Source organism: Micromonospora sp. AB353 (genome assembly GCF_049538395.1).
Classification (GTDB): Bacteria; Actinomycetota; Actinomycetes; order Mycobacteriales; family Micromonosporaceae; genus Micromonospora; species Micromonospora aurantiaca.
Genome location: NZ_JBMVFV010000011.1, coordinates 41,087 through 64,711 on the forward strand (window position 1 = coordinate 41,087; position 23,625 = coordinate 64,711).

The window sequence follows — 23,625 nt, forward strand, 5'->3', positions numbered from 1 at the left end:
AACGGCGGGGGAGGCCGGTCCGGCCACGACGGACGTCAGCGTCCGGTCATCCACCGTCCCAGCGGTACGGGTGCCCGGGGGTGGCTTCCTCGATCGGCAGCACCTTGACCCGGTGCCGGCCCGCGCGGACCGCACCGACTGCGGACAGTGCGCGGGCGAGCAGGAGTGCGGCGTCCCGGTCCTCGGCGTGGACGACCTGGCGGCGGGGTTCCGGCGTGCACGTCTCGTCCCGCAGGCGGCCTCCGCCGGCCCAGGCGGCGGCGATGTCGGCGTCGGCGGCGGTGCGGATCTCGGTGCGGACGATCAGGAACCGCATGGTGTCCCCCGGACAATCGGCGGTTACACGCTGGAACTTCCACGTCACTCCCGCGTCATGTTACGCCGATGTGTCCGCCCGGCAAGGGGAACGCGCTAGCTCGACCGATCGGGGGATCCCAGGTCAGCACCGTTGTCGGGGATGGATGCGCGAGGGGCCGCCGGCTCGCGCCGACGGCCCCCCGTGGTTCGCCGGATCAGTCCAGATCGAACTGACCGCTCTTCGTGCCGGCGAGGAAGCCGAGCCAGCCGGCCCGGTCGAACAGCAGCACCGGCCCGCTCGGGTCCTTGCTGTCCCGCAGCGCCACGGTGGCCGGCCCGGAGCCGAGCGGTGCGACCTCCACGCAGTTGGAGGTCTGGCTGCGGGTGCTCTTGCGCCAGGGGGCGCCGGCGAGCCGTCCCGAGTGGGCGGTCGTGCTGGTGTGGATCTCGTTCATGGTGCTTGCTCCTGGTGAGGTGCTCCGATGGGACCGAGCGACGCCGGAGCGCGGGCGGTGTCCGTGCCGGATCACCGTTCCGTGGTGAGGCGCCCCGAGTCCCGGCGACGCTGGGCCGGCGCCGTTGCCGGCCCGTACGCCACCGTGGACTCGACTGCCGTGCCGGTCAGCCGTCCCGTCGCCTCGATCAACCAGGAGAGGGTGTCCGATGCGGAGAGTGCCGACGAGCATAGCCACTCGAACACCACTTTATAGCGATTTAGGGTGTTTACCTCGGTCGACATGACGTCGGTGAACCCACCTTCGATGGCGAGTGTCTCCGGATCGAGGGGATCGGCGAACCGGTAGACCGAGAACGCGGTCGGCGGAAGGTACCAGTCACCGACCCGGGTGTCCCGCAGCAGCAGACGCAGCGTCACATTCGGCAGCAGCGCCATCTCGCACAGGTGGACGAGCTGTTCGTGCAGCACCTCCGGCGGCCCGGCCCGGCGGCCGAGCGCCGCCTCCTCCAGCACCGCCGTGTAGCGGGGCACGTCGGGGGAGCGGGTCAGCAGCGACTGGCGGGCCTGCCGCGCGCGTACCTCGGTCTCGGGATCCTCGGTCTCCGGGTCGCCGGCCTCGGCGGCGACCTGCGCGGCGGACAGGATCCGGTGCCGGGCGTACCCGGGCGTCTGCAACAGCCCCGGCACCAGCACCGGGTTGTACTCGGAGATCTCCGCGCAACCCGCCTCCAGTTCGGCGAAGGCGCGCTGCTGCTGGGTCATCACCGGGAAGTTGCGCAGCCAGCCGCGCATGTCGCCGGCCTCGTGGGTGATCCCGGTCAGCTCCGCGCGCTGCTCCTCGTCGGCGCCGTAGAGCGTCAGCAACACGTCCACGTCGTCCGGGTCGGGACGGCTGCGGCCGTTCTCCAGACGGGACAACTTGGATGCGGAGGCCCAGCCGATCCGCTCGATGACCTGGTCACCGGTCAGACCGGCCTGTTCGCGGAGCCGACGCAGCTCGGTGCCGAGTCGACGACGGCGCAGAATCGGGCCTGGTACGGCAGGAGGCACGGCGTCCTCTTTCCCGTCGACCGTCGCTTGACGCGACGGTAACTGTATGAAATTCGCCCCCCACGGTCAGTATGGACGGCGCGACCGGCGTCGGAGGCTCCGGCACGGGCGTGTCACGAGACAAAAAGAGGACCGTGGAGGGACCCCGATGCGCACCGTCCTGCGCCGCCCCGACTTCCGTCTCCTGTTCGCCGCGCTCGTCGCGAGCATGGCGGCGGAGTCGGTCCTGCTGCTCGCCCTGGCCGTCTGGGTCAAGGATCTGACCGGCTCGGACAGCATGGCCGGGGCGACCATCTTCGCGGTCATCGCGCCGATGGCGCTCGCCCCGCTGGTCGGCTGGGTGGTCGACCGCTACCGCAGGCGGCAGTTCTTCATCGCCGCCAACCTGGTCGCGGCGGTGCTGCTCGGCCCGCTGCTCACGGTCCGGGACCGGTCCGATGTCTGGGTGATCTACGTGGTCGCCGCGCTCTACGGGCTGTCGTACATCACGCTCACCGCCGTGCTCAACGGCCTGATCCGGCAACTGGTTCCGCCCGAGCTGCTCGCCGACGCGAACGGGCTGCTCCAGACCGTCCGGCAAGGGCTGCGGCTGATCGGTCCGCTGGCCGGGGCGGGCGTGTACGCCGCCGTGGGCGGATGGCTGCTGGTCCTGCTCGCCATGACCGGCTTCGTCACCGCGGCGGCGGTGGTCGCGCGGCTGCGCGTGGAGGAGGGCACCCCATCGCGGCCGGATCGCCGTGGGCCGTCCGAACTGGGTGCCGGGCTGCGCCACCTGACCCGCGAGCCGGCGCTGCGCCGGGCGCTGCTCGGATACGGGCTGGGCTCGCTGGTGATGGGCTTCACCGAGTCGCTGATCTTCGCGTACGTCGATCTGGGCCTGCACCGCGACGCCGCGTTCGTCGGCGTGCTGGTCATGGTGCAGGGCGTCGGCGGGCTGGTCGGCGGCCTGTTCTCGGCCGCCGTGGTCCGCCGGTTCGGCGAGGTCGGCGCGCTCGCCGCGGGCGTCACGTTCTTCGGACCGGCAGCGCTGGCGCTGGCGTACCCCCGGTTGTGGCTCGGGGTGGTGGCGCTGCTGCTGGCCGGCCTGTCGCTGCCGCTGACCATGGTGGGGTTGAACACGCTGATCCAGCGGCGGACGCCGCCGCGGCTGCTCGGCCGGGTCACCGCCGCGTCCGAGGCCCTGGTCAGCGGTCCGCAGGCGCTCTCCATCGGCACCGGCGCACTGCTCGTCGGCGTGTTCGACTACCGGCTGCTGTTCGCCCTCGTCGGTGCCGTCACCACGGCGGCCGGCCTCTACCTGTGGCGGGGCCGCGGGCTGACCGCGCCGGTCACCGCGCCGGTCCGGATCCCGTCACCACGCCGGCCGGCCGACGACGGTGTGCTCAGCCGCGGAGGCTCCTGACCGACGGCGAACGGCCGCACCCGGATCGGGTACGGCCGCTCGTGGTGTCGCGGGAGATCAGCCGGGCAGCGCCGCGAGGTGCTGCTTGACCTGGGTGATCGAGGGGTTCGTCAGGGCGCTGCCGTCGGCGAAGCGCAGCGTCGGGACGGTCTGGTTGCCGCCGTTGACGCTCATCACGAAGTCCGCGGCCGTCGGGTCCTGCTCGATGTCGACCACCTCGTACGCGATGCCCTCCCGGTCGAGCTGCGACTTCAGCCGGTGGCAGTAGCCGCACCACGGGGTGGAATACATCGTCAGCATGGTCTGATCCTCCAAGGGGTGACTCGCGCCCGGTCCGATCAGGCCAGGCTAACCGCTGCAACGTCACACGATGCTGGGATGATTCCCTGCTGTGGGCGTTCACTCAGCGGCGGAACAGGTGCTGGCCGGGCTGGATCCGGAGCAGCGCTCCGCGGTGACCGCCCCGGCCGGGCCGGTCTGCATCCTGGCCGGCGCCGGCACCGGCAAGACCCGGGCGGTGACCTCGCGGATCGCGTACCGGGCGCTGACCGGCGACATCGCCGGCCGGCATGTGCTGGCGGTCACCTTCACCGCCCGCGCCGCCGCCGAGATGCGCAGCCGGCTCGGCGTGCTCGGGGTGCAGGGGGTGCAGGCGCGCACGTTCCACGCCGCGGCGCTGCGGCAGGTCCGCTACTTCGCGCCCCGGCTGCTGGCCGGGCGGGCCATGCCGGAACTGCTGGACAGCAAGGTGCGGGTGGTCACGCTCGCCGCCGCCAAGGTCGGCCTGCGCGCCGACCGGGCCGCCGCGCGGGACCTGTCCGCCGAGATCGAGTGGGCCAAGTCGTCGCTTGTCGAGCCCGGGGAATACGTCGTCGCCGCGGCCAAGGCGCTGCGCGAGACGCCGTACGAGCCGGCCCGGGTGGCAGACGTGTTCGACGCGTACGAGCGGCTCAAACGCGGCAACGGGGTGATCGACTTCGAGGACATGCTGCGCGCCGCCGTCTGGGGCATCGAGGAGCACCCGGACGTGGCCGAGCAGGTGCGCAACCAGTACCGGCACTTCGTGGTCGACGAGTACCAGGACGTCAACCCGCTCCAGCAGCGGCTGCTGGAGGCGTGGCTGGGCAGCCGGGACGACCTCACAGTGGTCGGCGACGCCAGCCAGACGATCTACTCGTTCACCGGCGCCACCTCCTCGTACCTGGTCGACTTCCCCCGCCTGCACCGGGGCGCGACAGTGGTCCGGCTGGTCCGCGACTACCGCTCCACCCCGCAGGTCGTCGGGCTCGCCAACGCGGTGATCTCGCAGGCCCGGGGCACCGAGGCGCGGCTGCGGCTGGAACTGCACGGCCAGCGCCGGCCCGGCCCGGAACCGGACCTGCGGATCTTCACCGACGAGCCGGCCGAGGCGAACGCGGTCGCCGCGCGCTGCCGGGCGCTCGTCGCGGGCGGCACCCCGGCCCGGGAGATCGCGGTGCTGTTCCGCACCAACGCGCAGTCCGAGGCGTACGAGAAGGCGCTGTCCGAGGCCGGGGTGCCGTACGTGCTCCAGGGCGCGGAGCGGTTCTTCGAACGGCCCGAGGTGCGCCAGGCGATGATCGCGTTGCGCGCCGCCACCCGGTCGGCCGACGCGGGGACCCCGCTGCCGGCCGCCGTGGTCGAGGCGCTCACCGCCGTCGGCTGGGCGCCCGACGCGCCCCCGCCCGGCGGTGCCGCCCGCGAGCGGTGGGAGGCGCTCGCCGCCCTGGTCCAGCTCGCCGAGGAGTACACGGCGCAGGCCGAGGAGGAACCCGGCCTGACCGGGTTCACCGAGGAACTCGCCCGGCGGGCCGCCCAGCAGCACGTGCCCACCGTCGAGGGGGTGACGCTCGCGTCGCTGCACTCGGCGAAGGGGCTGGAGTGGGACGCGGTGTTCCTGGTCGGGCTGGCCGAGGGCACGCTGCCCACCACGTACGCGAAGACGATGGAGCAGGTCGAGGAGGAACGGCGGCTGCTCTACGTCGGGATCACCCGGGCCCGGGAGTGGCTCTGGCTGTCGTACGCCACGGCCCGCTCGCCGGGTGGCCGGGCCCGGCGGCCGTCGCGGTTCCTGCCGCAGCTCGACCGGTCCGGCGGCGGCGAGCGGGCCGGCGGCGCCGGGCCGGCGCGGCGGGCCGAGCGGCGGCGGCCGCAGGTGGTCTCCTGCCGGATCTGCGGCGCCACGCTGCTCGCCGGCGCGGACCGCAAACTGGGCCGCTGCCCGACCTGCCCGTCGGACATCGACGAGGAGCTGTACGAGCGGCTGCGCGAGTGGCGGCAGCGGGTCGCGGGCGCGCAGAAGGTGCCGGCGTACGTGGTCTTCACCGACGCCACCCTGACCGCGCTGGCCGAACGGAAGCCCGGACGCACCGAGGAACTGGTGGCGATCGCCGGGATCGGGCCCCGAAAAGTCGGGCTATACGGGGATACGGTGCTCGCCCTGGTGGCGGGCGCCACGGTGGACGACGTCTGCCCACAGAAAACTTCTGAAAACTAGCCGTAAATCGTTTGCCCTCCCCCGAGGGCGAGGAATAGCCTCATGGCACACCTCGCGAGCGGCGCCGTTCTGGCTGCTCAACGGGGATGAGTCCACGGTCGGCACGAGGAGAGTAGGGAGGTGGCACCAATGAAGATCTTCACCTATGAGCGTCTTGCGGCGATGCCGTCTGCCGTCGCTCCGCTGTCGGCTGTCCGGGTGGCCCTCGCCGCTCGACCGTCGGCTCCGCAGGTGCACCAGGTCCAGGTTCAGGCCGAGCTGAACCTGACCGTTGCGCCGATCACCGGAGTCGAGGGGACCAGTGGCTTCGCGGGCATGGGCATCGATGGCGCCAAGAAGCGCACGGATGTCCGCGGCGTTCCACCTCGAGGTAGACCGGTCTGATCCATCAGACCACCGGCTCACCTCGAGGCCGCGGAACCCGCACACCGGGATCCGCGGCCTCAGTTTTTTGTCCCGCCGAAGTACGTCGGAATGCGATCCACGAGATCGAAGTGAGAGAGAGGTGACCGGAGGATGAGTCTGGCGTTGGCCCCCCTCGACGTGAGCGTCGACGTGGAGGCGAACCTGCCCTGCCGGAAGTTCGACCCCGACCTGTGGTTCTCCGACTCGCCCGCCGAGCTCGAGCTGGCCAAGTCGCTCTGCGGGGACTGCCCGCTGCGCGTCGAGTGCCTGGCCGGTGCGGTGGAGCGAGCGGAGCCCTGGGGCGTCTGGGGCGGCGAGATCTTCGAGCGTGGCGCGGTCGTCCCGCGCAAGCGGCCCCGTGGCCGTCCGCGCAAGGAGGATCTCGCCCGTGACGCGCAGCTCCGGGTCGAGGCGGAGGCGCGACTGGCGGCCAGCGGGCTGTCCGAGTCGCGAAGCTCCGTCCGGCTGGCAGCCTGACACACCTACGTTCCGAGACCGACCGATGCCGGTGTCCCTCCACCGGCCGACCTGAAAGAGAAACCCTGATGCTGAACCTGCCGAACGGATTCGAGATGCAACTACTCCACGAAGCGTTGTCCAGGGCTCGAATGCGCCGGCCTCAGGCCGGTCGCACCACCACGAGCACTGAGGCAACCCGTTCCGCCCGTACCGTCGCCATGCGGGGTCGCAGCCAGTCGGCCCGCGACCTGGGCGTCCTGTAGAACGATCGTGAGGAAGGGGCGGTGACCGACCAGGTCACCGCCCCTTCGTGGTCTTCCGGCGCCGGTTTGCGCTCAGGCCACCGGCGCGAAGCCCGGCAGCCAGCGTTCCAGGATCGACCGGTAGGACGCCTTCGCCTCCAACTGGCAGAGCACCCCGATCGACCCCAGCGTGACCCGGTGGATCATCAGGTACGACGGCGGCAGGTTGAGCTGCCGGCTGAGCTGGTAGGCGGGGGAGCGCGGGCTGGCCAGCCGGGTCGCCTCGGCGCGCAGCCAGGCCCGGGTGAAACGGAACTCGTCGGCGGCGATCGGCTCCAGCATCGGACGCAGGAAGTCGAGCACCGCCGGGGCGTCGATCGACTCGGTACGGCTGACGAAGCCCTCGGCGCGCAGCCCCTCCACCACCGCGTCGGCGTCCTCGCGCAGCGCCAGCGCCGCGATCCGGCCGATCGGTTCGGGCGTGCCCTGCGGCATCCGGGCCACCGCCCCGAAGTCGATCACACCGAGCCGGCCGTCCGGGAGCAGCCGGAAGTTGCCCGGGTGCGGGTCGGCGTGCAGCAGCCCGGCCCGCTCCGGCGCGGACAGGTGCAGCTCGGCCATCAGCCGGCCGGCCTCGTTCCGCTGCTCCTCGGTGCCCTCCCGGATGATCTGCGACAGCGGGATGCCCTCCACCCACTCGGTGATCAGCACCCGCGGTGCGGCGTCGAGCACCTCCGGGATGAAGATGTCCGGGTCGTCGGCGTACGCGGCCGCGAACGCCCGCTGCGACTCGGCCTCCAGCTCGTAGTCCAGCTCCTCGGTGATGCGCTCGCGCAGCTCGGCCAGCAGCGGCTTCACGTCCAGCCCCGGCTGGATGGCCCGGAACATGCCGCCGAGCCGGGAGAGCTGCTTGAGGTCGGCGAGCAGGGCGTCACCGGCACCCGGGTACTGGATCTTCACGGCCACGTCCCGGTGCCGGGGGCCGCCCTCCGCCTCGTACCCCGGGTCGCGCCAGACCGCGCGGTGCACCTGGCCGATGCTCGCCGCGGCGGCCGGGGTGTCGTCGAACTCGACGAACCGGTCGCGCCAGTCCGGGCCGAGCTGCTCGGCGAGCACCTTGTGCACCGTCGCGGCCGGCAGCGGCGGCGCGGCCTCCTGGAGCTTGGTGAGCGCCTGCCGGTAGGGCGCGGCGACCTCCTCGGGCAACGCCGCCTCGAACACCGACAGGGCCTGGCCGAACTTCATCGCGCCGCCCTTGAGCTGCCCGAGCACGCTGAACAACTGCTCGGCGGTGCGCTGCTGGATCTCGGCGGAGATGACGTCGGACGCGAGGCCGGTCACCCGCTTGCCCATGCCGAGGACGGTTCGACCGGCGAACCCGAGCGGCAGGGCGGCGAGTTTGGCGGTGCGGGACACGGCCCGGCGCGGGATGTCGGTCACCCGGCCATTGTTACCGACGCGGGGCCTCCGCTGCTGCCGTGCGGCGGGTAGCGGCCGGGGCCGACCGGATCGGGCGACGCCGGCAGCAACCGCAGGAGGGGTGCGGCGGCCACCGTCGGTAGCGGACCCGGCCCGGCCCGCGGATCTCCACCGCGCCGCCGAGCGTCTCCGGCTGGGCGCCGTCGAGCTGGGCCAGCACCTCGGCCGTCGCGAAGGCCGCCGCGGCGAGCCGGGTGGCGGCGGCGCAGGCCCGCTCGCCCCGGTCGGCGGCGAGCTGGGCGGCCAGCGCGGGCCAGTCCGGATCCCGGTCGCCGCGGTGCAGGTCGAGGCAGCGCAGGCAGGGACCGACGGGCGGGCGGACCAGCGGGCCGATCACCGGTACGCCGCCGCGCAGGTCGAGCAGCAGGTGCGGCTGACGCCGGCGCGCGTACCCGGTGGCCAGAAGCTCGGCCGGACGGTCGACGCCGAGCTGCACCACCAGGTCCGGCCGGGTCGCCCGCGACGGGACGGTGACAGTTCCGGGGGCGCACCGCTCCAGCGCCGCGCGTACCGCGAGGGCCAGCGGCCGGCCCAGCTCCGCGGCGGTCAGGCCGGTCCCGACCAGGTCACCGCCGCCGACCGGGCCGGCCAGATCGGGTACGACGTGGCCGACGCCGGCCTGCGCCAGCGCGACGGTGACCGCCGCGCCGAGCCGTCCGGTGCCGGTGACCAGCACCCGGGCGTCGCGGCGGCGGCGCAGCAGCCGGGCCGGTGTGCCGGGCAGGTCGGGCGACGCGAGCGCCAGCGCGGCGGCCTCGGCGGTCAGGCGGGCCCGTGTCGTCCCGGCGAGGTCACGGGGGAGCAGCGCTTGCGCCGGCACCACCAGCCCGGCGTCCCGGAGCGTGTCGAACAGGGCGCGTGCCTCGTCGGGCGGAACCCGGGCGGCGCGCGCCTCGGCCAGCACGGCGCGTTCGCTGCGGGTGCCGTCGAGCAGGTCGAGCAGGCGGGCCGTCCCCGGCGAGGACATCTCCAGCAGCACCGCGCGGCCGGGCGGCTCGCCGAGCTGGAGCGTGTACCGGTCACGCCAGAGCCGGGTCAGGCCGGGGAGCAGGACGGGACGGACGAGCGGTGTCGGGTCGGTCACGCCACTGATCGTGACCGTCTCCGCGCGCTCCGTCGCTCGTTGTCCACAGGTGCGGCGAGCCGTGGCCAGCGTTGTCCACAGGTTCTCGCCGGTTTTCCACAACTAGCCGGTAACTCTGTCGGCTACACGACCGGGGAGGACGGCCGACGGCCGCCCTCCCCGGTGTCTGTCGTACGGGTCAGACCTTGGCCTTGCCCAGGATGCGGTTCACTGTTGTGCCGCACACCGGGCACTTGCCCTTGGCCATGTTCATGCCGGTCTTCGAGACCTCCACGTGCCCCTCGAAGTCCCGCTTCTCCTTGCACTTCACGCAGTAACCGTTGTAGGTCTGGGCCTGGTCGGCCACGGTAGCCTCCTCGTCTCGTCCGCCGGAGGTGTCCCGGCGGTCTCCCTGCGGCGGCCCACGCGTGGCACCGGCGCCGGGGGTTCTCCGCGGTCAGTCACCTGACCGTGGTTGGCGGACCCTACCCAGGTACGGGCAGTTCCATGTCAGCTGTGCGCCGACTCTGTGAGCAAGTCGACGTCGAGAGTGTGCATGCCGAGTAACGTCGGATAAGTCAGTTTCGCGCGGACACGCCGGATGAATGCACCCAGATCCGCTTCGCGCGGCCCTGCCGACTGTCACTCGTCGTAGATCACTTAACGTGAACAGGGCCGGTCAGGTGATGGTCAGCTACCGTCGCAAAGAATTTTTTCCGGACTCCTGACAATCAACCGCCACTTTCCGGGCGCGTGTCGTCGTGTTGACTCTTGCGGAGTCCTGGTCAGTACGCATTAGCTTTCCATCGTGACAGTCAACCGAGGCTGCGCGGACCGGTAATGGCCGTGACGCGGAAGCCCGTCGTCGAGGTGCGGCGCAGCCAGCGTCGGCGGCGCACGGTGTCCGCGTACCGGGACGGTGAGCGCGTCGTCGTGCTGATCCCCGACCAGTTCTCCCGGGCCGAGGAGAGCGAGTGGGTCGACCGGATGCTCGCCCGGCTCGCCGCCCGCGAGGGCCGGCTGGCCCGCTCGGACGCCGAACTGCTCGCCCGCGCCGCCCGCCTGATCGACCTCTACCTGACCGAATACGGGTCGGCCGCCGCGCCGGCGAGCGTCCGCTGGGTGACCAACCAGAACGGCCGCTGGGGTTCCTGCACGCCCGCAGACCGCACCATCCGGCTCTCGCACCGGGTCCAGGACATGCCCGACTGGGTGATCGACTACGTGCTGCTGCACGAGCTGGCGCACCTCATCGTGCCCAGCCACAACGCCGAGTTCTGGGCGTTGGTCGCCCGCTACCCGAGGTCGGAGCGTGCCCGCGGCTACCTGGAGGGCGTGGCAGCCACCGCCGCCATCCCCTGACCACCGCCCCGCCGGTCACGGTCGATCATGAGGTTGACCCCAGGTTTCGTCCGCTTCGTCACCGCCAACCTCATGATCGTGAACGGACGCGGGCCGGGGTGGGGTTAAGGTCGGCGAATGTCGCGACGTGTGGTGGTGGCGCTGCTCGGCCCGGTGACCTGGACGCCGCCCGGAGTCGATCCGGCGCGATGGCGTACCGCGCTCGCCGAGGACGTGGTCGACCTGCTCGCCACGCTGAACGAGGTGGAGACCGCCGTCGCGGTCACCGCCCGGGACCGATGGCTGGCCGACGCGGTGGTCTGGCCCGGCACCCAGGTGTACGAGGTGCCCGAGCCCACGCCGAACGCGGTGTTCGCGGCGATCACCGGCGACCAGGCGGCCCGCGATGACGGGGCGGGCGGTTACGACCAGGTGGCGGTGGTGGCGGCGGACGCGCCGGACGTGCCGGGGCTGACGCTCGGCAAGCTGCTGCGCCCGCTCACCACCCGGCCGGTGGCGGTGGCCCCGGTCGAGGGAGGCGGAACCGGGCTGCTGGGAGTGGCCGCGCGGCTGCCGGTACCGGCGTGGCTGCCCGCGCTGGACCTGGACGCCGCCGCGCCGGCCGAGGTGCGGCGGGCGGCACCGAGCCCCGGGGACGTGGCGGTCACCGCCGGCTGGCACCGGATGCGCGGCCCGGCCGACCTGGCCGCCCTCGATCCGGCCGTCGAGGGCTGGGAGGCCACCCGCGCCCTGCTGTCCGGCCACCCCGTCTGACACCCCGCCGCCGCCCTGCCCGCGCCCACACCGCTCCACCCCGCCGACGTCGTCGACCTGTGAGTGGGTTTCTCAGTTGCTCTCGGCTCCCGGCTCCCGGCTCCCGGCTCCGAGAGATCTTGGTAGGAAACGGCCCCCATAGGGGCCCTTTCCTACCAAGATCTCCACCGATCCCACCTCGCGGAACGCCAGTCTCGCCCGATGGGCGGCGCTCGACGCGGCAACAAGCCGATCGAGGATCGACGGGACGGGGCGGGACGGGGTGGGACGCGGACGGGCCCGCACGGTGAACCGTGCGGGCCCCGCTCGCGTACGCGTCAGCGCTTGTCGTCGTCCTCGCCGGGGGACTTCTCCTCCGGGGCGCCGGGGGCGGAGAAGTCGAAGTTCGCCAGCTCGTCGTCGAGATCGGTGCTCGTCGTGGCGAACGCCTCCGGGGCGGCGAAGTCGTCGTCGGAGGGCAGCAGGTCCGGGTGGCCCCAGACCGCGTCCCGCCCGGCGATGCCGCGGTGCTCGGTCAGCGCCGCCCACAGCACCGTCGCCTCACGCAGGCGGCGGGGCCGCAGTTCGAGGCCGACCAGCGCGGCGAACGTCTGCTCGGCCGGGCCACCCGCGGCGCGGCGGCGGCGGAACGCCTCGCCGAGGCGTACCACGTTGGGGAGGCGGTCACCGGCGGCGCTGTCGACGACGTGGCAGACCCAGCCCTCGACCAGGGCCAGTACGGTCTCCAGCCGGGCCAGCGACGCCTTCTGGGCGGGCGTGTCCTCGGGCGTGAAGATGCCCTCCAGCGCGATCGCCTGCATCGACTCCGGGTCGGTCGGGTCGACCCGGCCCATCGCCTCCTCGATCGCCTCCCGGTTGACCCGGATGCCCGCGGCGTAGTTCTCCACCGCGGTCAGCACGTGCCCGCGAAGCCACGGCACGTGCTGGAACAGCCGCTGGTGGGCGGCCTCGCGCAGGGCCACGTAGAGGCGTACCTCGTCCTCGGGCAGCTCCAGGCCCTCGCCGTACACCTTGATGTTGGCGGGGACGAGCGCGGCGGTGCCGGCGGGGCCGAGCGGCAGGCCGATGTCACCGGCGGAGAGCACCTCGGCGGCGAGCGAGCCGAGCGCCTGGCCGAGCTGGCCGCCGAAGAGGGCGCCGCCGAGCGTGGCGACCATCGACTGCATCGGGCCGAGCTGGGCGCGGGCCTCCGGCGGCACCAGGTCGCCCATCGCGCCGACCATCCGGCTGGCCACCGGGTCGCAGAGCTTGCGCCACACGTCGAGCGTCTTGAAGATCCACTCGTTGCGGTTCCAGGCGACCGAGGTACGGATGCCGGAGGGCCACGAGGTCGCCGGCTCCAGCCACAGGTCGGCGATGCGCAGCGCCTCCTCGACCGCGTTGCGTTCGAACGGCGACACCGCCGGGTCGCCGGCGGCGGCGAGCTGGCTGGCGGCTACCTGCCGGGCCAGGTCCCAGTTGACCGGCCCGCTGCCCGGCGCCGAGAGCAGGTGCTGCAACTGCGACATGAACTGCTGCATCGCCGCGGGATCGTTGGGGTCCGGTGGTTGACCACCCGGGAGCGCGAAGCCGAACGGAATATCAGGCACGACGTCTACGGTACGCGGGCCCCGCCGCAGGTCGTGCCACTCGGCGTTGCGCTGAGGGCGAAGTCCGCCGGTCACCGCGCCGGATGGCAGGGGACGGATCGGTACGCTCTGGCCCATGAGACGTCGCGGCGTGACCGTCCTCCTCGGTGCCCTGCTCACCGCCCTGCTCAGCATCGGCGTGCTGAGCGTGCCGCTGCCGTACGTGGTGCTCGGCCCGGGTCCGACGGTGAACACGCTGGGCAGCGAGGACGGCAAGGAGGTCATCCAGGTGACCGGCCGCGCGACGTCCACCTCCGCCGGTCAGCTCCGGCTCACCACAGTCGGTGTGCAGCCGACGGTGCGGCTGCGGTCGGCGCTCGCCGGATGGTTCTCCTCGGACGAGGCGGTGGTGCCGCGGGAGCTGGTCTACCCGCCGGGGGAGTCGCAGGAGGAGGTCGAGAAGCGCAACGCGGAGGACTTCCAGAACTCGCAGACCAGCGCCGAGACGGCGGCGCTGCGTGAGCTGGGCTACCCGATCAAGGTGCTGGTCAAGGCGGTCACGCCGGGCGGCCCGTCGGTCGACGTGCTGCGCCCCGACGACGTGGTCACATCGGTCGACGGGGTGCCGGTGACGAGCGCGGCGAAGCTCACCGAGCTGATCCGGGCGAAGCCGGCGGGCACCGCGCTGACGATCGGCTACACCCGTGGCGGCACCCCCGGTACGGCCACGGTGACCAGCCGCGAGCAGGACGGCCGGCCGCGCATCGGCGTGGAGATCGACCAGCAGCAGCCGCACCCGTTCACCCTGAAGATCGACCTGGGTGACATCGGCGGGCCGAGCGCCGGGCTGATGTTCTCGCTCGGCATCATCGACAAGCTGGAGCCGGCCGACCTCACCGGCGGGAAGATCATCGCCGGTACCGGCACCATCGACGACGAGGGTCGCGTCGGCCCGATCGGCGGCATCGCGCAGAAGCTGGTCGGCGCCAAGGACGCGGGCGCGAAGGCGTTCCTGGTGCCCGCCGACAACTGCGCCGAGGCGGTCCGTAACCCGCAGCCGGGCCTGCCGCTGCTGAAGGTCGCCACGCTGGGTGAGGCATTGACGGCACTCGAGACGCTGCGCGCCGGGGGACAGCCGACGCGCTGCTGACGCGGGCCGGGCGGCGGTCACGGCGCGGATCGTGACGTGACCTTGACCCGACGTGCTCAGGAACACCCCGTACTCTTGGTGCCTGGTCGGAGCCGATCACATCGAGCGTGCGGAGCCAACAGTGGTCATGCGTAGCAGTCCCTTACCGAGGATGAGCCGGCGCGGACGCGTCACCATCGGTGTCCTGATCGGGGTGTTCATCTTGTTCACCCTCCTCGGGTGGGGCGTGAACGCCTGGACCGACTGGCTCTGGTTCGACGAGGTCCGCTACACCCAGGTCTTCACCGGCGTACTCGCGACCCGCGTGCTGCTGTTCCTCGTCGTCGGCGCCGGCATGGCGCTGCTCGTCGGCGGCAACCTCTGGCTGGCCCACCGGCTGCGGCCCAAGATGCGCCCGCACTCGGCCGAGCAGGCGACCCTGGAGCGCTACCGGATGCTGCTGAGCCCCCGGCTCGGCACCTGGATCGCGCTGGCCGCCGCCGTCGTCGGGCTGTTCGCCGGCCTCTCCGCGCAGAGCCGCTGGGGCCAGTGGCTGCTGTTCCGCAACGGCGGTGACTTCGGTGTGAAGGATCCGGAGTTCGGCGTCGACGTCGGCTTCTACGTCTTCCAGTTGCCGTTCTGGCGCTACGTGCTCGGCGTCGGCTTCACCGCGGTGGTGCTGTCGCTGCTCGGCGCGCTCGCCGTGCACTACATCTTCGGCGGCGTGCGCCTCCAGGGCGTCGGCGACCGGATGACGAACGCCGCCCGCGCCCACCTCAGCTCGCTGGTCGCCGTGTTCGTGCTGCTCAAGGCCGTCGCCTACGTGCTGGACCGGCGGGCCATGCTGCTGGAGTACAACGAGGGCGCCAAGCTCTACGGCGCCGGCTACGCCGACGTGAACGCGCTGCTCCCGGCGAAGGAGATCCTCGCCTGGATCTCGATCGTGGTGGCGCTGGCGATCATCGTGTTCTCCAACGCGGTGATGCGGAACCTGGTCTGGCCGGGCATCTCGCTGGCCCTGCTGGGCGTCTCCGCGGTGGCGATCGGCGGCATCTACCCGTGGGCCGTGCAGACGTTCGAGGTCAAGCCGAGCGCCCGCGACAAGGAGGCGCCGTACATCGAACGCAGCATCAAGGCCACCAGGTCCGCGTTCGGCCTGGAAGGCGCGAAGACCACACCGTACGCGGCCAGCAACCTCGTTCCACCCGCCAGCCTGGCCACCGACACCTCGGTGGTGTCGAACATCCGGCTGCTCGACCCGCAGCTCGTCTCCGAGACGTACACGCAGTTGCAGCAGGTCCGCGGCTTCTACGACTTCGGTTCGAAGCTGGACATCGACAGGTACTCGGTCAAGGACAAGACCTCCGACTACGTGGTCGGCGTCCGTGAGATCAACTACGGCGAGCTGACCGATCAGCAGAGCAACTGGATCAACCGCCACACCGTCTACACCCACGGGTACGGCCTGGTGGCCGCCCCGGCGAACCAGGTGGTCTGCGGCGGTCAGCCGTACTTCGTCTCCGGCTTCCTCGGCGAGAAGGCGCAGGAGGCGTGTTCCGCGCCGACCGAGGAGATCCCGGCCCAGCAGCCGCGGATCTACTACGGCGAGCGGATGGAGGCGAACGACTACGCGATCGTCGGGCAGACCGGTGACCGCAACGTCGAGTTCGACCGGCCCACCTCCACCGGCGGCGAGCAGTACTACACCTACACCGGCGAGGGCGGCGTCAAGATCGGCTCGTTCCCGCGCCGGCTGCTCTACGCGATCAAGGAGCAGGAGTCGAACTTCCTGCTCTCCGAGGCGGTGAACGAGAACTCGAAGCTGCTGTACGTGCGTAACCCGCGCGACCGGGTGGAGAAGGTCGCGCCGTTCCTCACGCTCGACGGCGACCCGTACCCGGCGGTGGTGAACGGGCGCGTCCTGTGGATCATCGACGGCTACACCACGGCGGCGACCTACCCGTACGCCGAGCGGGTCAACCTCCAGGCCGAGACGGCCGACGAGCTGACCGGCCGGGGCACGTTCCAGCTCGCCCGGGAGAACGTCAACTACATCCGCAACTCGGTGAAGGCGACTGTCGACGCGTACGACGGCACGGTGAAGCTCTACTCGTACGACGACACCGACCCGGTGCTCAAGGCGTGGAACAAGGCGTTCGGCGGTGACCTGGTGCTGCCCAAGGGCGACATTCCCGCCGAGCTGGCCGAGCACTTCCGCTACCCGGCCGACCTGTTCAAGGTGCAGCGCAACCTGCTGACCAAGTTCCACGTCACCGACCCCGGCGACTTCTACTCCGGCCAGGACTTCTGGCAGGTGCCGAACGTGCCGGACGCGCCGGACAGCGGGCAGAAGCAGCCGCCGTACTACCTGTTCACCCAGTTCCCCGGGCAGGACGGGCCACGCTTCCAGCTGACCTCGGCGGTGACCCCGAACGGGCGGCAGAACCTGGCCGCGCTGGTCTCCGGGTCGTACGTCGACGGACAGCCGAAGCTGGAGGTGCTGGAGCTGCCGGACCAGACCCGGATCTCCGGTCCGACGCAGGTGCACCAGCAGATGACGAACAACGGCGACATCCGGCAGCAGCTGAACCTGCTCTCGTCCAACCAGGCGCAGGTGCAGTACGGCAACCTGCTGTCGCTGCCGTTCGCCGACGGCATGCTCTACGTCGAGCCGGTGTACGTGAAGAGCAGCAGCCAGGACGCGTACCCGCTGTTGCAGAAGGTGCTGCTCTCCTACGGTGACGGCGGCTCGTACGTGGTGCTCGCCAACAACCTCAGCGACGGCATCAAGCAGCTCGTCGAGCAGGGCAAGCGGGCGCCGAACACCAACCCGCCGCCCAGCACCGACGACAACCCCACGCCGCCGCCGACCGGGGGCGACAACAACAACACGCCGCCGCCGATGAGCGGGGAGCTGGCCCAGGCGGCCGCCCGGGTGCAGACCGCGATCGGCGAGGTCAAGGCCGCGCAGGCGTCCGGCGACTTCGAGCGGTACGGACGCGCGCTGAAGGCGCTGGACGAGGCGATGAGCGCGTTCCAGCAGGCCCAGGCCGCGGCGAACGGCTCGGGCAACCCGGCGCCGTCGGGCAGCGTCTCGCCACCGGCGCCGACGTCACCCGCGCCGTCACCGGGCGGCTGACGCCGAACTGACACCACGAGCCCGTGGTCCGGGACCGCAACGGTCACCCGGACCACGGGCTCGTGTCGTCGAACGGACTCTCCGGCCGCAACCCCGGACCCCGCCGCGCCGTCAACAGTGCAGGTGAACGTGTGGGGGCGGAGGGCACATGCGGGACGCGGACAGCTTCGACGACTTCTACCGCAGCACGTCCGGGCGGGCCGTCCGGTACGGCTACGCGGTGGCCGGTGACCCGGCCGAGGCCCAGGATCTCGTGCAGGAGGCGTACGCCCGGGCCTGGCGGCAGTGGGCGAAGCTCGCCGGCCATCCCGCCCCGGAGGCGTGGCTGCGACTGGTGATCAGCAGGCTGGCGACGGACCGGTTCCGGCGGCTGCGCGGGTGGCGCCTCGCGGCCAGCCGTACCGGCCCGCCACCGGACGTCGGGCCGCCCGGCGAGGACACCGTGCTGCTGGTCGCGGCGCTGCGGCAGCTCCCGCCCCGGTACCGGCAGGCGCTCGCCCTGCACTACCTGTTCGACCTGCCGGTGGAGGAGATCGCCCGGGAGGCCGGCGTGCCCGCCGGCACGGTGAAGTCCTGGTTGTCCCGGGGGCGGGCCCGGCTGGCCGAGTTGTTGCCCGGCGTCGCCGCCGAGGAGCTGGAGGTCAACGATGTCGCGTGAACTGCACCGCTACTACCTGTCCCTCGCCGCGGACACCGACGAGCGGGTGCTGCCGGCACCGGACCGGCTGCGCCGCAGCGCCGACCGCTGGGCCCGGCGCCGCGCCGCGATCACCGTCCTGGCCGCCGCCGGGCTGGTCGCGGGCACGGTGGCCGGAAGCCAGCTGGTGCTCGCCGCCGGGCCGGGGCCCGACCCGGCTCCACCCCCCGCGGGTACGCCCACCCCGCTGCCGTCGTCCGCCGCGCCCTCGGTCGCGCCGTCGACAGCCGTGCCGTCGCCGTCCGCCGGCCGTACCTCCGGCTCGCGCGGCCCGGTCGTGACCACCACGCCGCCGGCCGCGGTGACCCCGACCACGATCCCGGACCGGGCGTTCTTCGTGCTGCCCGCCGCGAACGACGCCGGTACGGGTAACTACTTCGGCCCGGGGCCGGTGCTGCCGGTGCTGTGCGGCGCGACGCCCGGCGACGAGCGGGTGGTGGCGCAGCGGGCCCGGTCGCTGCCGTACCGGCGGGCCGGCGCGCCGGCGGACGAGGTGCCGTCCGGCAACTACCGGCACAGCATCACGATCTACCGGTCCGGTGGTGCCGGCGCCGCGCTGGCCGAGCTGCGCGCGGCGGTGCGGGCCTGCCCCGAGCAGCCCGCCCGGGGTACGCCGCCGACGACGGTACGGCAGCGCCTGCTGCCCGACACCGGGTACGGCGACGAGTCGGTGCTGTTCGAGACGCGGACGCCGTACCGGGACGCCAACGGCGATCCGAGCGGCGGCGACGAGGTGCACCTGGTGCGCGCGGTGCGCTCCGGCGACGTGGTGACGGTGCTGTGGGAACAGGGCTGGGAGAGCACCTCGACCCAGCGCGCCCAGTTCGACGCGGACAGCCGCCGGGCGGCCGAGGCGATCCGGCGGTGGCTGGACTGAGTACCCGTTTTGCGCCTCCCCGGGTCGGTGCGCTACGGTTGTCGAGCCGACGCGGGGTGGAGCAGCTCGGTAGCTCGCTGGGCTCATAACCCAGAGGTCGCAGGTTCAAATCCTGTCCCCGCTACTCGTGACGAAGGCCCCGGAGAGAACTCCGGGGCCTTCGCCGTTCTCGCCGGTGTCGTGCGTACCCCTGTGCGGGGGGGCTCGCCATGGTCACGGTCCCCGACCGGCCCGGCGGAAGAGAAGTCCCGAGACGCGTATGACTGAGAGTCATAGTTATGACTCTCAGTCATATCGTTTTCGGCCAGAGAGTCTCGGGCTCGACCTCGCCCGGCGAGACGTCGGATCGCCGTGCGGCGCCCGAGGGGGATTCCGGGTACCCGGCTGATCTCCAGGAACGGAGTGCGATAAGCTTTACGAGCCGACGCGGGGTGGAGCAGCTCGGTAGCTCGCTGGGCTCATAACCCAGAGGTCGCAGGTTCAAATCCTGTCCCCGCTACTCGTGACGAAGGGCCCCGGAGTTCTCTCCGGGGCCCTTCGCCGTGTCCGGCGACATCCGCCCTGTCCGCCGTGCCCCGGTTGCGGACCTCGGCGAGGATGGGGGCATGTCTGCATGGAACAAGTGGTGGGGCCGCCTGGGCGCGGTCCTCGGTACGGTCGTGCTCTCGGTCTTCGTACCGGTCGCGGCCTGGGCGTCGTCGGGCACCGGCGAGATCGTGGTGGAGGCCGCGCGCCGGCGCTCCCGGGGCGGGTTCGGCTTCCTCGGCCTGCTCTGCTGCCTCGTGGTGGTCGGTGGCATCGTGCTGCTGGTGGTGCTGCTCACCCGCAACCGCCGCAACCGCCCCCCGCGCTGATCCCCGCCCACCCCGCCCACGCCGGGCGGGGTGGGGGAGGGGCGGGTCAGCTCGCGAGCGCGGCGTTCGCCTGGGCCATGAAGCGGGAGGTGGCGGTACGGGCGCCGGCCCGCTTGCCGCGGATGCTCTCGGCCGCGTCGATCAGCAGCTCGCGTACCGCGGCGTGCCCCTTCGGCGGCGGCGCGGGCGACGGGCCGGCCAGGTCGTCCAGCTCGGCGCCGAGCGCGGCCATGCGCTTCTCGGCCCGGCCGGTCACCTCCGCCGCCACGAACGAGCGCACCTGCTTGCTGGCGTTCAGGCCGCGCTCGACGCCGAGGAGCCGGCCGGCCGCCACGTTCGTGGTCAGGAAGTCGAGCACGTCCACCACCGCGGCCGGGTGGCGGGTGCCCCGGAAACCGGCCCAGTACATCGACGCCCGGGGCCACTGGGCGGCCGGGGTACCCGGGAAGGCCACCGCGCCCAGCTCGTCGTCGGTCAGGCCCTGCAACTCGGGCAGCTGGTGTGACCAGGCGAAGGAGGCAGCGGTGTGCCCGGTGACCACGAGCTGGCGGGCCAGCTCGCCGCTGTCGGCCTGCTCGACCAGGGCGGCGCTCGGTGTGGCCCGGTCGAAGCGCGCCACCTCCCAGAACTCGAACCAGGCGAGCAACTCGGCGGAGCTGAAGCCGAGCTGCCGCCCCTGGTACAGCTCGCTGCCCTGGCCGCGCAGCCAGAGCCAGAACGCCCGGTAGTCGCCGGAGGCGTCCATGGTGCCGGCCACCCGGTTGCCGGAGGCGCGGGTGACGCGGGCCGCCCAGTTCACGTACTCCTTCCAGGACATCCCGGTGCGCGGCTCGGGCTGGCCCAGCCGGCGCAGCAGCCGGCGGTTGAACACCAGCGCCGCGCTCGTCTGCGCGGCCGGCACGCCCACCGTGCGCTCGTCCACCCGGCCGTAGCGGGCCAGCTGCTCCGGCACCTCGCGCAGGTCGAGCCGCTCGTCGGCGACGTACCGGGTCAGGTCGAGCAGGATGTCCCGGCCCGCGTACTCGGCGAGCAGGGTGTCGTCGATCTGGAACAGGTCCGGCGCGTTCCCGCCGGTGGCCTGGGTGGCGAGCCGGTCGTAGTAGCCGCCCAGCCCCTGCCAGGTGACCCGGAAGCTGACCCGCGGGTTCTGCTGCGAGTACAGCCGCAGCGCCTGTTCGGTGGCCGCGGCCCGGCGGGCGCCACCCCACCAGAACACGGACAGCTCGATCGGGCCCTCGTCGGCGGCCACCTCCTCCGGGCTGCACCCGGCGAGCAGCGGCAGCCCGCCGGCGGCGAGCGGCAGCCCGGTGAGCGCGCCCAGGAACCGTCGCCGGTCGATCCCGGGACGGGGTACGGACTGCGGAGCGCGCAAAGGTCTCTCCGAAGGTGGGGTGGACGGATCATTTCACCGGCCCCCGGCCGGGTGTCAACGCCGGGCGGGACGGCGGTGGGCGCGCCGGGCGGTCCGTGCCGGTCATGGTGTACTAGCGCCGTGGAACTTCTGCACTCGGGCAAGGTCCGGGACGTCTACGCCGACGGCGAGGACCTGATCCTGGTCGCCTCCGACCGCGTCTCCATCTACGACGTGGTGCTGCCGACCCCGATCCCGGACAAGGGCCGCCTGCTCACCGCGCTGTCGCTGTGGTGGTTCGAGCAGCTGTCCGACCTGGTGCCGAACCATGTGATCTCCGCGACGGACGTGCCGGCGGAGTTCGCCGGCCGGGCGATCCGCTGCCGGCGGCTGGAGATGGTGCCGGTCGAGTGTGTGGCCCGGGGGTACCTGACCGGCGGCGGCTTCGCCGAATACCAGCGCACCGGCTCGGTCTCCGGGGTGCCGCTGCCCCGCGGCCTGGTCGAGGCGTCGATCCTGCCCGAGCCGATCTTCACGCCGTCGACGAAGGCGCCCAAGGGCGAGCACGACGAGCCGATCACGTACGAGCAGGTGGTGGACAAGGTCGGGCCGGAGGTCGCGGAGCGGCTGCGGCAGATCACCATCGACGTCTACCGGCGCGGCGCGGAGATCGCCGCCGAGCGGGGCATCCTGATCGCCGACACCAAGCTGGAGCTGGGCTGGGCGGCGGACGGCACGCTCGTGCTCGGCGACGAGGTGCTCACCTCCGACTCGTCCCGGTTCTGGCCGGCCGAGTCGTACCAGCCGGGCCGCGCCCAGTTCTCCTACGACAAGCAGTACGTGCGGGACTGGGCCACGGCGAGCGGCTGGGACAAGCAGCCGCCCGCGCCCGAGGTCCCGGCCGAGGTGATCGAGGCGACCCGGGCCCGCTACGTCGAGGTGTACGAGAAGCTCACCGGCAACCGCTGGGACTGACGCTCAGTCGACCCAGTCGAGCGTGCGCCGCACCGCCTTGTGCCACTGGCGCATCTCACGCTCCCGGTGCGCCGGGTCCATCGTCGACTCCCACTGCGCGTCCGAGCGCCACTTCTCGCGCAGCGTGGCCAGGTCGGGCCAGAACCCGACGGCCAGGCCGGCGGCGTACGCGGCGCCGAGGCACGTCGTCTCGGTGATCCGGGACCGCACGACCGGCACGTCCAGCACGTCCGCGAGGAACTGCATCAGCAGCTCGTTGCCGGTCATCCCGCCGTCGACCCGCAGCCGGCGCAGCGCCACGTCGGAGTCGGCGTTCATCGCGTCCACCACCTCGCGGGTCTGGAAGGCCGACGCCTCCAGCACCGCGCGGGCCAGGTGCCCCTTGGTGATGTAGCCGGTCAGCCCGGCGATCACGCCCCGGGCGTCGCTGCGCCAGTGCGGGGCGAACAGGCCGGAGAAGGCCGGCACCACGTAGCAGCCGCCGTTGTCGTCGACGGTGCGGGCCAGCTCCTCGACCTGCGGGGCGGAGGAGATCAGGCCGAGGTTGTCGCGCAGCCACTGCACCAGCGAGCCGGTGACCGCGATGGCGCCCTCCAGCGCGTACACGGCGGGCTGGCCCTCGATCCGGTACGCCACGGTGGTGAGCAGGCCGTGCCGCGACGGCACCGGGCTGGCACCGGTGTTGAGCAGCAGGAAGCTGCCGGTGCCGTAGGTGCACTTGGCCTCGCCGGGCTGGAAGCAGGTCTGCCCGAACAGCGCCGCCTGCTGGTCGCCGAGCGCGCTCGCCACCGGCACCCCGGCCAGCACCCCCTGGGCGGTGCCGTACACCTCGGCCGAGCTGCGGATCTCCGGCAGCACGGCGGCCGGGACGCGCAGCGCGTCGAGCAGCTCCGGGGCCCAGTCGAGCGTCTCCAGGTCCATCAGCATGGTGCGGCTGGCGTTCGTCACGTCGGTGACGTGCCGGCCGGTCAGCTTCCAGATCAGCCAGCTGTCCATGGTGCCGAACAGCACCTCGCCGCGTTCGGCCCGCTCGCGCAGCCCGTCGACGTGGTCGAGCAGCCAGCACAGCTTCGGGCCGGCGAAGTAGGTGGCCGGGGTCAGGCCGGTGCGGGCCCGCAGCCGCTCCTCGTCGTACGTCTCGGTCAGCTCGCGCAGCAGCGGGCCGGTGCGGGTGTCCTGCCAGACGATCGCGTTCGCCACCGGCCGGCCGGTCTCCCGGTCCCACACCACTGTGGTCTCGCGCTGGTTGGTGATGCCCACCGCGGCCAGCGACTCGGTGCCGATGTCGGCGCTCGCCAGCGCCTCGCGCACCACGTGCTCGACGTTCGTCCAGATCTCCTCGGCGTCGTGCTCCACCCAGCCGGGCCGGGGGAAGATCTGCCGGTGCTCGCGCTGGGCCACGGCGACGATCTCACCGGCCCGGTCGAAGACGATGCAGCGCGAGGACGTGGTGCCCTGGTCGATGGCGGCGACGAACTCTGCGGTCACGGCAGCACCGTACCCGCCGCGAGCGTCCACCGTCTCCCTCCGGCGGCCCGTACGATCATCAGA

Annotated in this window: 22 protein-coding genes and 2 tRNA genes; 14 read left to right on the forward strand and 10 right to left on the reverse strand. The window is 72.5% G+C overall.

What is annotated here, in order from left to right; all coding sequences use genetic code 11:
* Window positions 1-46 precede the first annotated feature (46 nt).
* The 3 genes from ACPCK6_RS07935 to ACPCK6_RS07945 all read right to left on the reverse strand — a co-directional run bounded on the left by ACPCK6_RS07935 (window position 47) and on the right by ACPCK6_RS07945 (window position 1,804).
* The gene (locus ACPCK6_RS07935) at window positions 47-316 is read right to left on the reverse strand and encodes a hypothetical protein (protein ID WP_396881131.1); all 270 of its coding nucleotides are present in this window, start codon (window positions 314-316) and stop codon (window positions 47-49) included.
* A 196-nt stretch (window positions 317-512) separates the two neighbouring features.
* Window positions 513-752, reverse strand: coding sequence for a DUF397 domain-containing protein (locus tag ACPCK6_RS07940; RefSeq protein WP_396881132.1), 240 nt, complete (start codon window positions 750-752; stop codon window positions 513-515).
* Window positions 753-823: 71 nt separating this feature from the next.
* Complete coding sequence (locus tag ACPCK6_RS07945) at window positions 824-1,804, reverse strand: helix-turn-helix domain-containing protein (RefSeq protein WP_135241923.1); 981 nt, start codon at window positions 1,802-1,804, stop codon at window positions 824-826.
* 148 nt (window positions 1,805-1,952) lie between these two features.
* On the opposite strand from ACPCK6_RS07945, the gene ACPCK6_RS07950 reads away from it, so the two are divergent.
* Window positions 1,953-3,206 (forward strand): MFS transporter, encoded by a 1,254-nt coding sequence (locus ACPCK6_RS07950; RefSeq protein ID WP_396881133.1) that lies wholly within the window; start codon window positions 1,953-1,955, stop codon window positions 3,204-3,206.
* A gap of 57 nt (window positions 3,207-3,263) precedes the next feature.
* Here the strand turns inward: ACPCK6_RS07950 and ACPCK6_RS07955 are convergent, their stop codons facing one another.
* The gene (locus ACPCK6_RS07955; protein WP_018784736.1) at window positions 3,264-3,506 is read right to left on the reverse strand and encodes a mycoredoxin; all 243 of its coding nucleotides are present in this window, start codon (window positions 3,504-3,506) and stop codon (window positions 3,264-3,266) included.
* A gap of 91 nt (window positions 3,507-3,597) precedes the next feature.
* On the opposite strand from ACPCK6_RS07955, the gene ACPCK6_RS07960 reads away from it, so the two are divergent.
* The 3 genes from ACPCK6_RS07960 (at window position 3,598) to ACPCK6_RS07970 (ending at window position 6,603) form a co-directional block, all read left to right on the forward strand.
* A complete protein-coding gene (locus tag ACPCK6_RS07960) occupies window positions 3,598-5,721 on the forward strand; it encodes an ATP-dependent DNA helicase UvrD2 (RefSeq protein WP_423480751.1) in 2,124 nt (707 codons plus the stop codon).
* A 129-nt stretch (window positions 5,722-5,850) separates the two neighbouring features.
* Window positions 5,851-6,105, forward strand: a complete 255-nt coding sequence (locus ACPCK6_RS07965; protein WP_423480752.1) for a hypothetical protein — start codon at window positions 5,851-5,853, stop codon at window positions 6,103-6,105.
* Between the two features lie 132 nt (window positions 6,106-6,237).
* Window positions 6,238-6,603, forward strand: coding sequence for a WhiB family transcriptional regulator (locus ACPCK6_RS07970; protein ID WP_013288404.1), 366 nt, complete (start codon window positions 6,238-6,240; stop codon window positions 6,601-6,603).
* Between the two features lie 317 nt (window positions 6,604-6,920).
* Here the strand turns inward: ACPCK6_RS07970 and ACPCK6_RS07975 are convergent, their stop codons facing one another.
* From ACPCK6_RS07975 to ACPCK6_RS07985, 3 genes are all read right to left on the reverse strand, one after another.
* The gene (locus ACPCK6_RS07975) at window positions 6,921-8,267 is read right to left on the reverse strand and encodes an ABC1 kinase family protein (protein ID WP_396881135.1); all 1,347 of its coding nucleotides are present in this window, start codon (window positions 8,265-8,267) and stop codon (window positions 6,921-6,923) included.
* A gap of 10 nt (window positions 8,268-8,277) precedes the next feature.
* Complete coding sequence (locus ACPCK6_RS07980) at window positions 8,278-9,390, reverse strand: TOMM precursor leader peptide-binding protein (RefSeq protein ID WP_423480753.1); 1,113 nt, start codon at window positions 9,388-9,390, stop codon at window positions 8,278-8,280.
* 178 nt (window positions 9,391-9,568) lie between these two features.
* Complete coding sequence (locus tag ACPCK6_RS07985; RefSeq protein WP_007464795.1) at window positions 9,569-9,736, reverse strand: DUF5679 domain-containing protein; 168 nt, start codon at window positions 9,734-9,736, stop codon at window positions 9,569-9,571.
* A gap of 473 nt (window positions 9,737-10,209) precedes the next feature.
* Here ACPCK6_RS07985 and ACPCK6_RS07990 point away from each other — a divergent pair, with 473 nt between their 5' ends.
* Entirely contained in the window at window positions 10,210-10,731 is a 522-nt protein-coding gene (locus tag ACPCK6_RS07990; protein WP_396881137.1) for a M48 metallopeptidase family protein, read from the forward strand.
* A gap of 117 nt (window positions 10,732-10,848) precedes the next feature.
* Window positions 10,849-11,484: a hypothetical protein gene (locus ACPCK6_RS07995; RefSeq protein ID WP_423480754.1), complete on the forward strand. Its 636-nt coding sequence runs from the start codon at window positions 10,849-10,851 to the stop codon at window positions 11,482-11,484.
* Window positions 11,485-11,801: 317 nt separating this feature from the next.
* Here ACPCK6_RS07995 and ACPCK6_RS08000 read toward each other — a convergent pair whose 3' ends face one another.
* The gene (locus tag ACPCK6_RS08000; RefSeq protein ID WP_228531986.1) at window positions 11,802-13,004 is read right to left on the reverse strand and encodes a zinc-dependent metalloprotease; all 1,203 of its coding nucleotides are present in this window, start codon (window positions 13,002-13,004) and stop codon (window positions 11,802-11,804) included.
* A gap of 184 nt (window positions 13,005-13,188) precedes the next feature.
* Between ACPCK6_RS08000 and ACPCK6_RS08005 the strand changes: the two genes are divergently transcribed.
* The 7 genes from ACPCK6_RS08005 (at window position 13,189) to ACPCK6_RS08035 (ending at window position 19,748) form a co-directional block, all read left to right on the forward strand.
* Window positions 13,189-14,202, forward strand: a complete 1,014-nt coding sequence (locus ACPCK6_RS08005; RefSeq protein WP_209310356.1) for a YlbL family protein — start codon at window positions 13,189-13,191, stop codon at window positions 14,200-14,202.
* Between the two features lie 127 nt (window positions 14,203-14,329).
* Window positions 14,330-17,320 (forward strand): UPF0182 family membrane protein, encoded by a 2,991-nt coding sequence (locus ACPCK6_RS08010; RefSeq protein WP_423480755.1) that lies wholly within the window; start codon window positions 14,330-14,332, stop codon window positions 17,318-17,320.
* A gap of 148 nt (window positions 17,321-17,468) precedes the next feature.
* The gene (locus tag ACPCK6_RS08015; protein ID WP_318335584.1) at window positions 17,469-17,978 is read left to right on the forward strand and encodes an RNA polymerase sigma factor; all 510 of its coding nucleotides are present in this window, start codon (window positions 17,469-17,471) and stop codon (window positions 17,976-17,978) included.
* On the forward strand, window positions 17,968-18,894 hold the full coding sequence (locus ACPCK6_RS08020) for a hypothetical protein (RefSeq protein ID WP_423480756.1): 927 nt from the start codon (window positions 17,968-17,970) through the stop codon (window positions 18,892-18,894). The genes ACPCK6_RS08015 and ACPCK6_RS08020 overlap by 11 nt, the downstream gene beginning before the upstream one ends.
* 50 nt (window positions 18,895-18,944) lie before the next feature.
* Window positions 18,945-19,018, forward strand: a tRNA-Met gene (locus ACPCK6_RS08025).
* A gap of 301 nt (window positions 19,019-19,319) precedes the next feature.
* A tRNA-Met gene (locus tag ACPCK6_RS08030) sits at window positions 19,320-19,393 on the forward strand.
* A 106-nt stretch (window positions 19,394-19,499) separates the two neighbouring features.
* Window positions 19,500-19,748 (forward strand): hypothetical protein, encoded by a 249-nt coding sequence (locus ACPCK6_RS08035; RefSeq protein WP_091422247.1) that lies wholly within the window; start codon window positions 19,500-19,502, stop codon window positions 19,746-19,748.
* Between the two features lie 46 nt (window positions 19,749-19,794).
* Here the strand turns inward: ACPCK6_RS08035 and ACPCK6_RS08040 are convergent, their stop codons facing one another.
* The gene (locus ACPCK6_RS08040; protein ID WP_423480757.1) at window positions 19,795-21,120 is read right to left on the reverse strand and encodes an ABC transporter substrate-binding protein; all 1,326 of its coding nucleotides are present in this window, start codon (window positions 21,118-21,120) and stop codon (window positions 19,795-19,797) included.
* A gap of 120 nt (window positions 21,121-21,240) precedes the next feature.
* Here ACPCK6_RS08040 and ACPCK6_RS08045 point away from each other — a divergent pair, with 120 nt between their 5' ends.
* Window positions 21,241-22,074: a phosphoribosylaminoimidazolesuccinocarboxamide synthase gene (locus tag ACPCK6_RS08045; RefSeq protein WP_396881144.1), complete on the forward strand. Its 834-nt coding sequence runs from the start codon at window positions 21,241-21,243 to the stop codon at window positions 22,072-22,074.
* A gap of 3 nt (window positions 22,075-22,077) precedes the next feature.
* Here the strand turns inward: ACPCK6_RS08045 and glpK are convergent, their stop codons facing one another.
* Entirely contained in the window at window positions 22,078-23,562 is a 1,485-nt protein-coding gene (glpK, locus tag ACPCK6_RS08050; protein ID WP_423480758.1) for a glycerol kinase GlpK, read from the reverse strand.
* Window positions 23,563-23,625 lie beyond the last annotated feature (63 nt).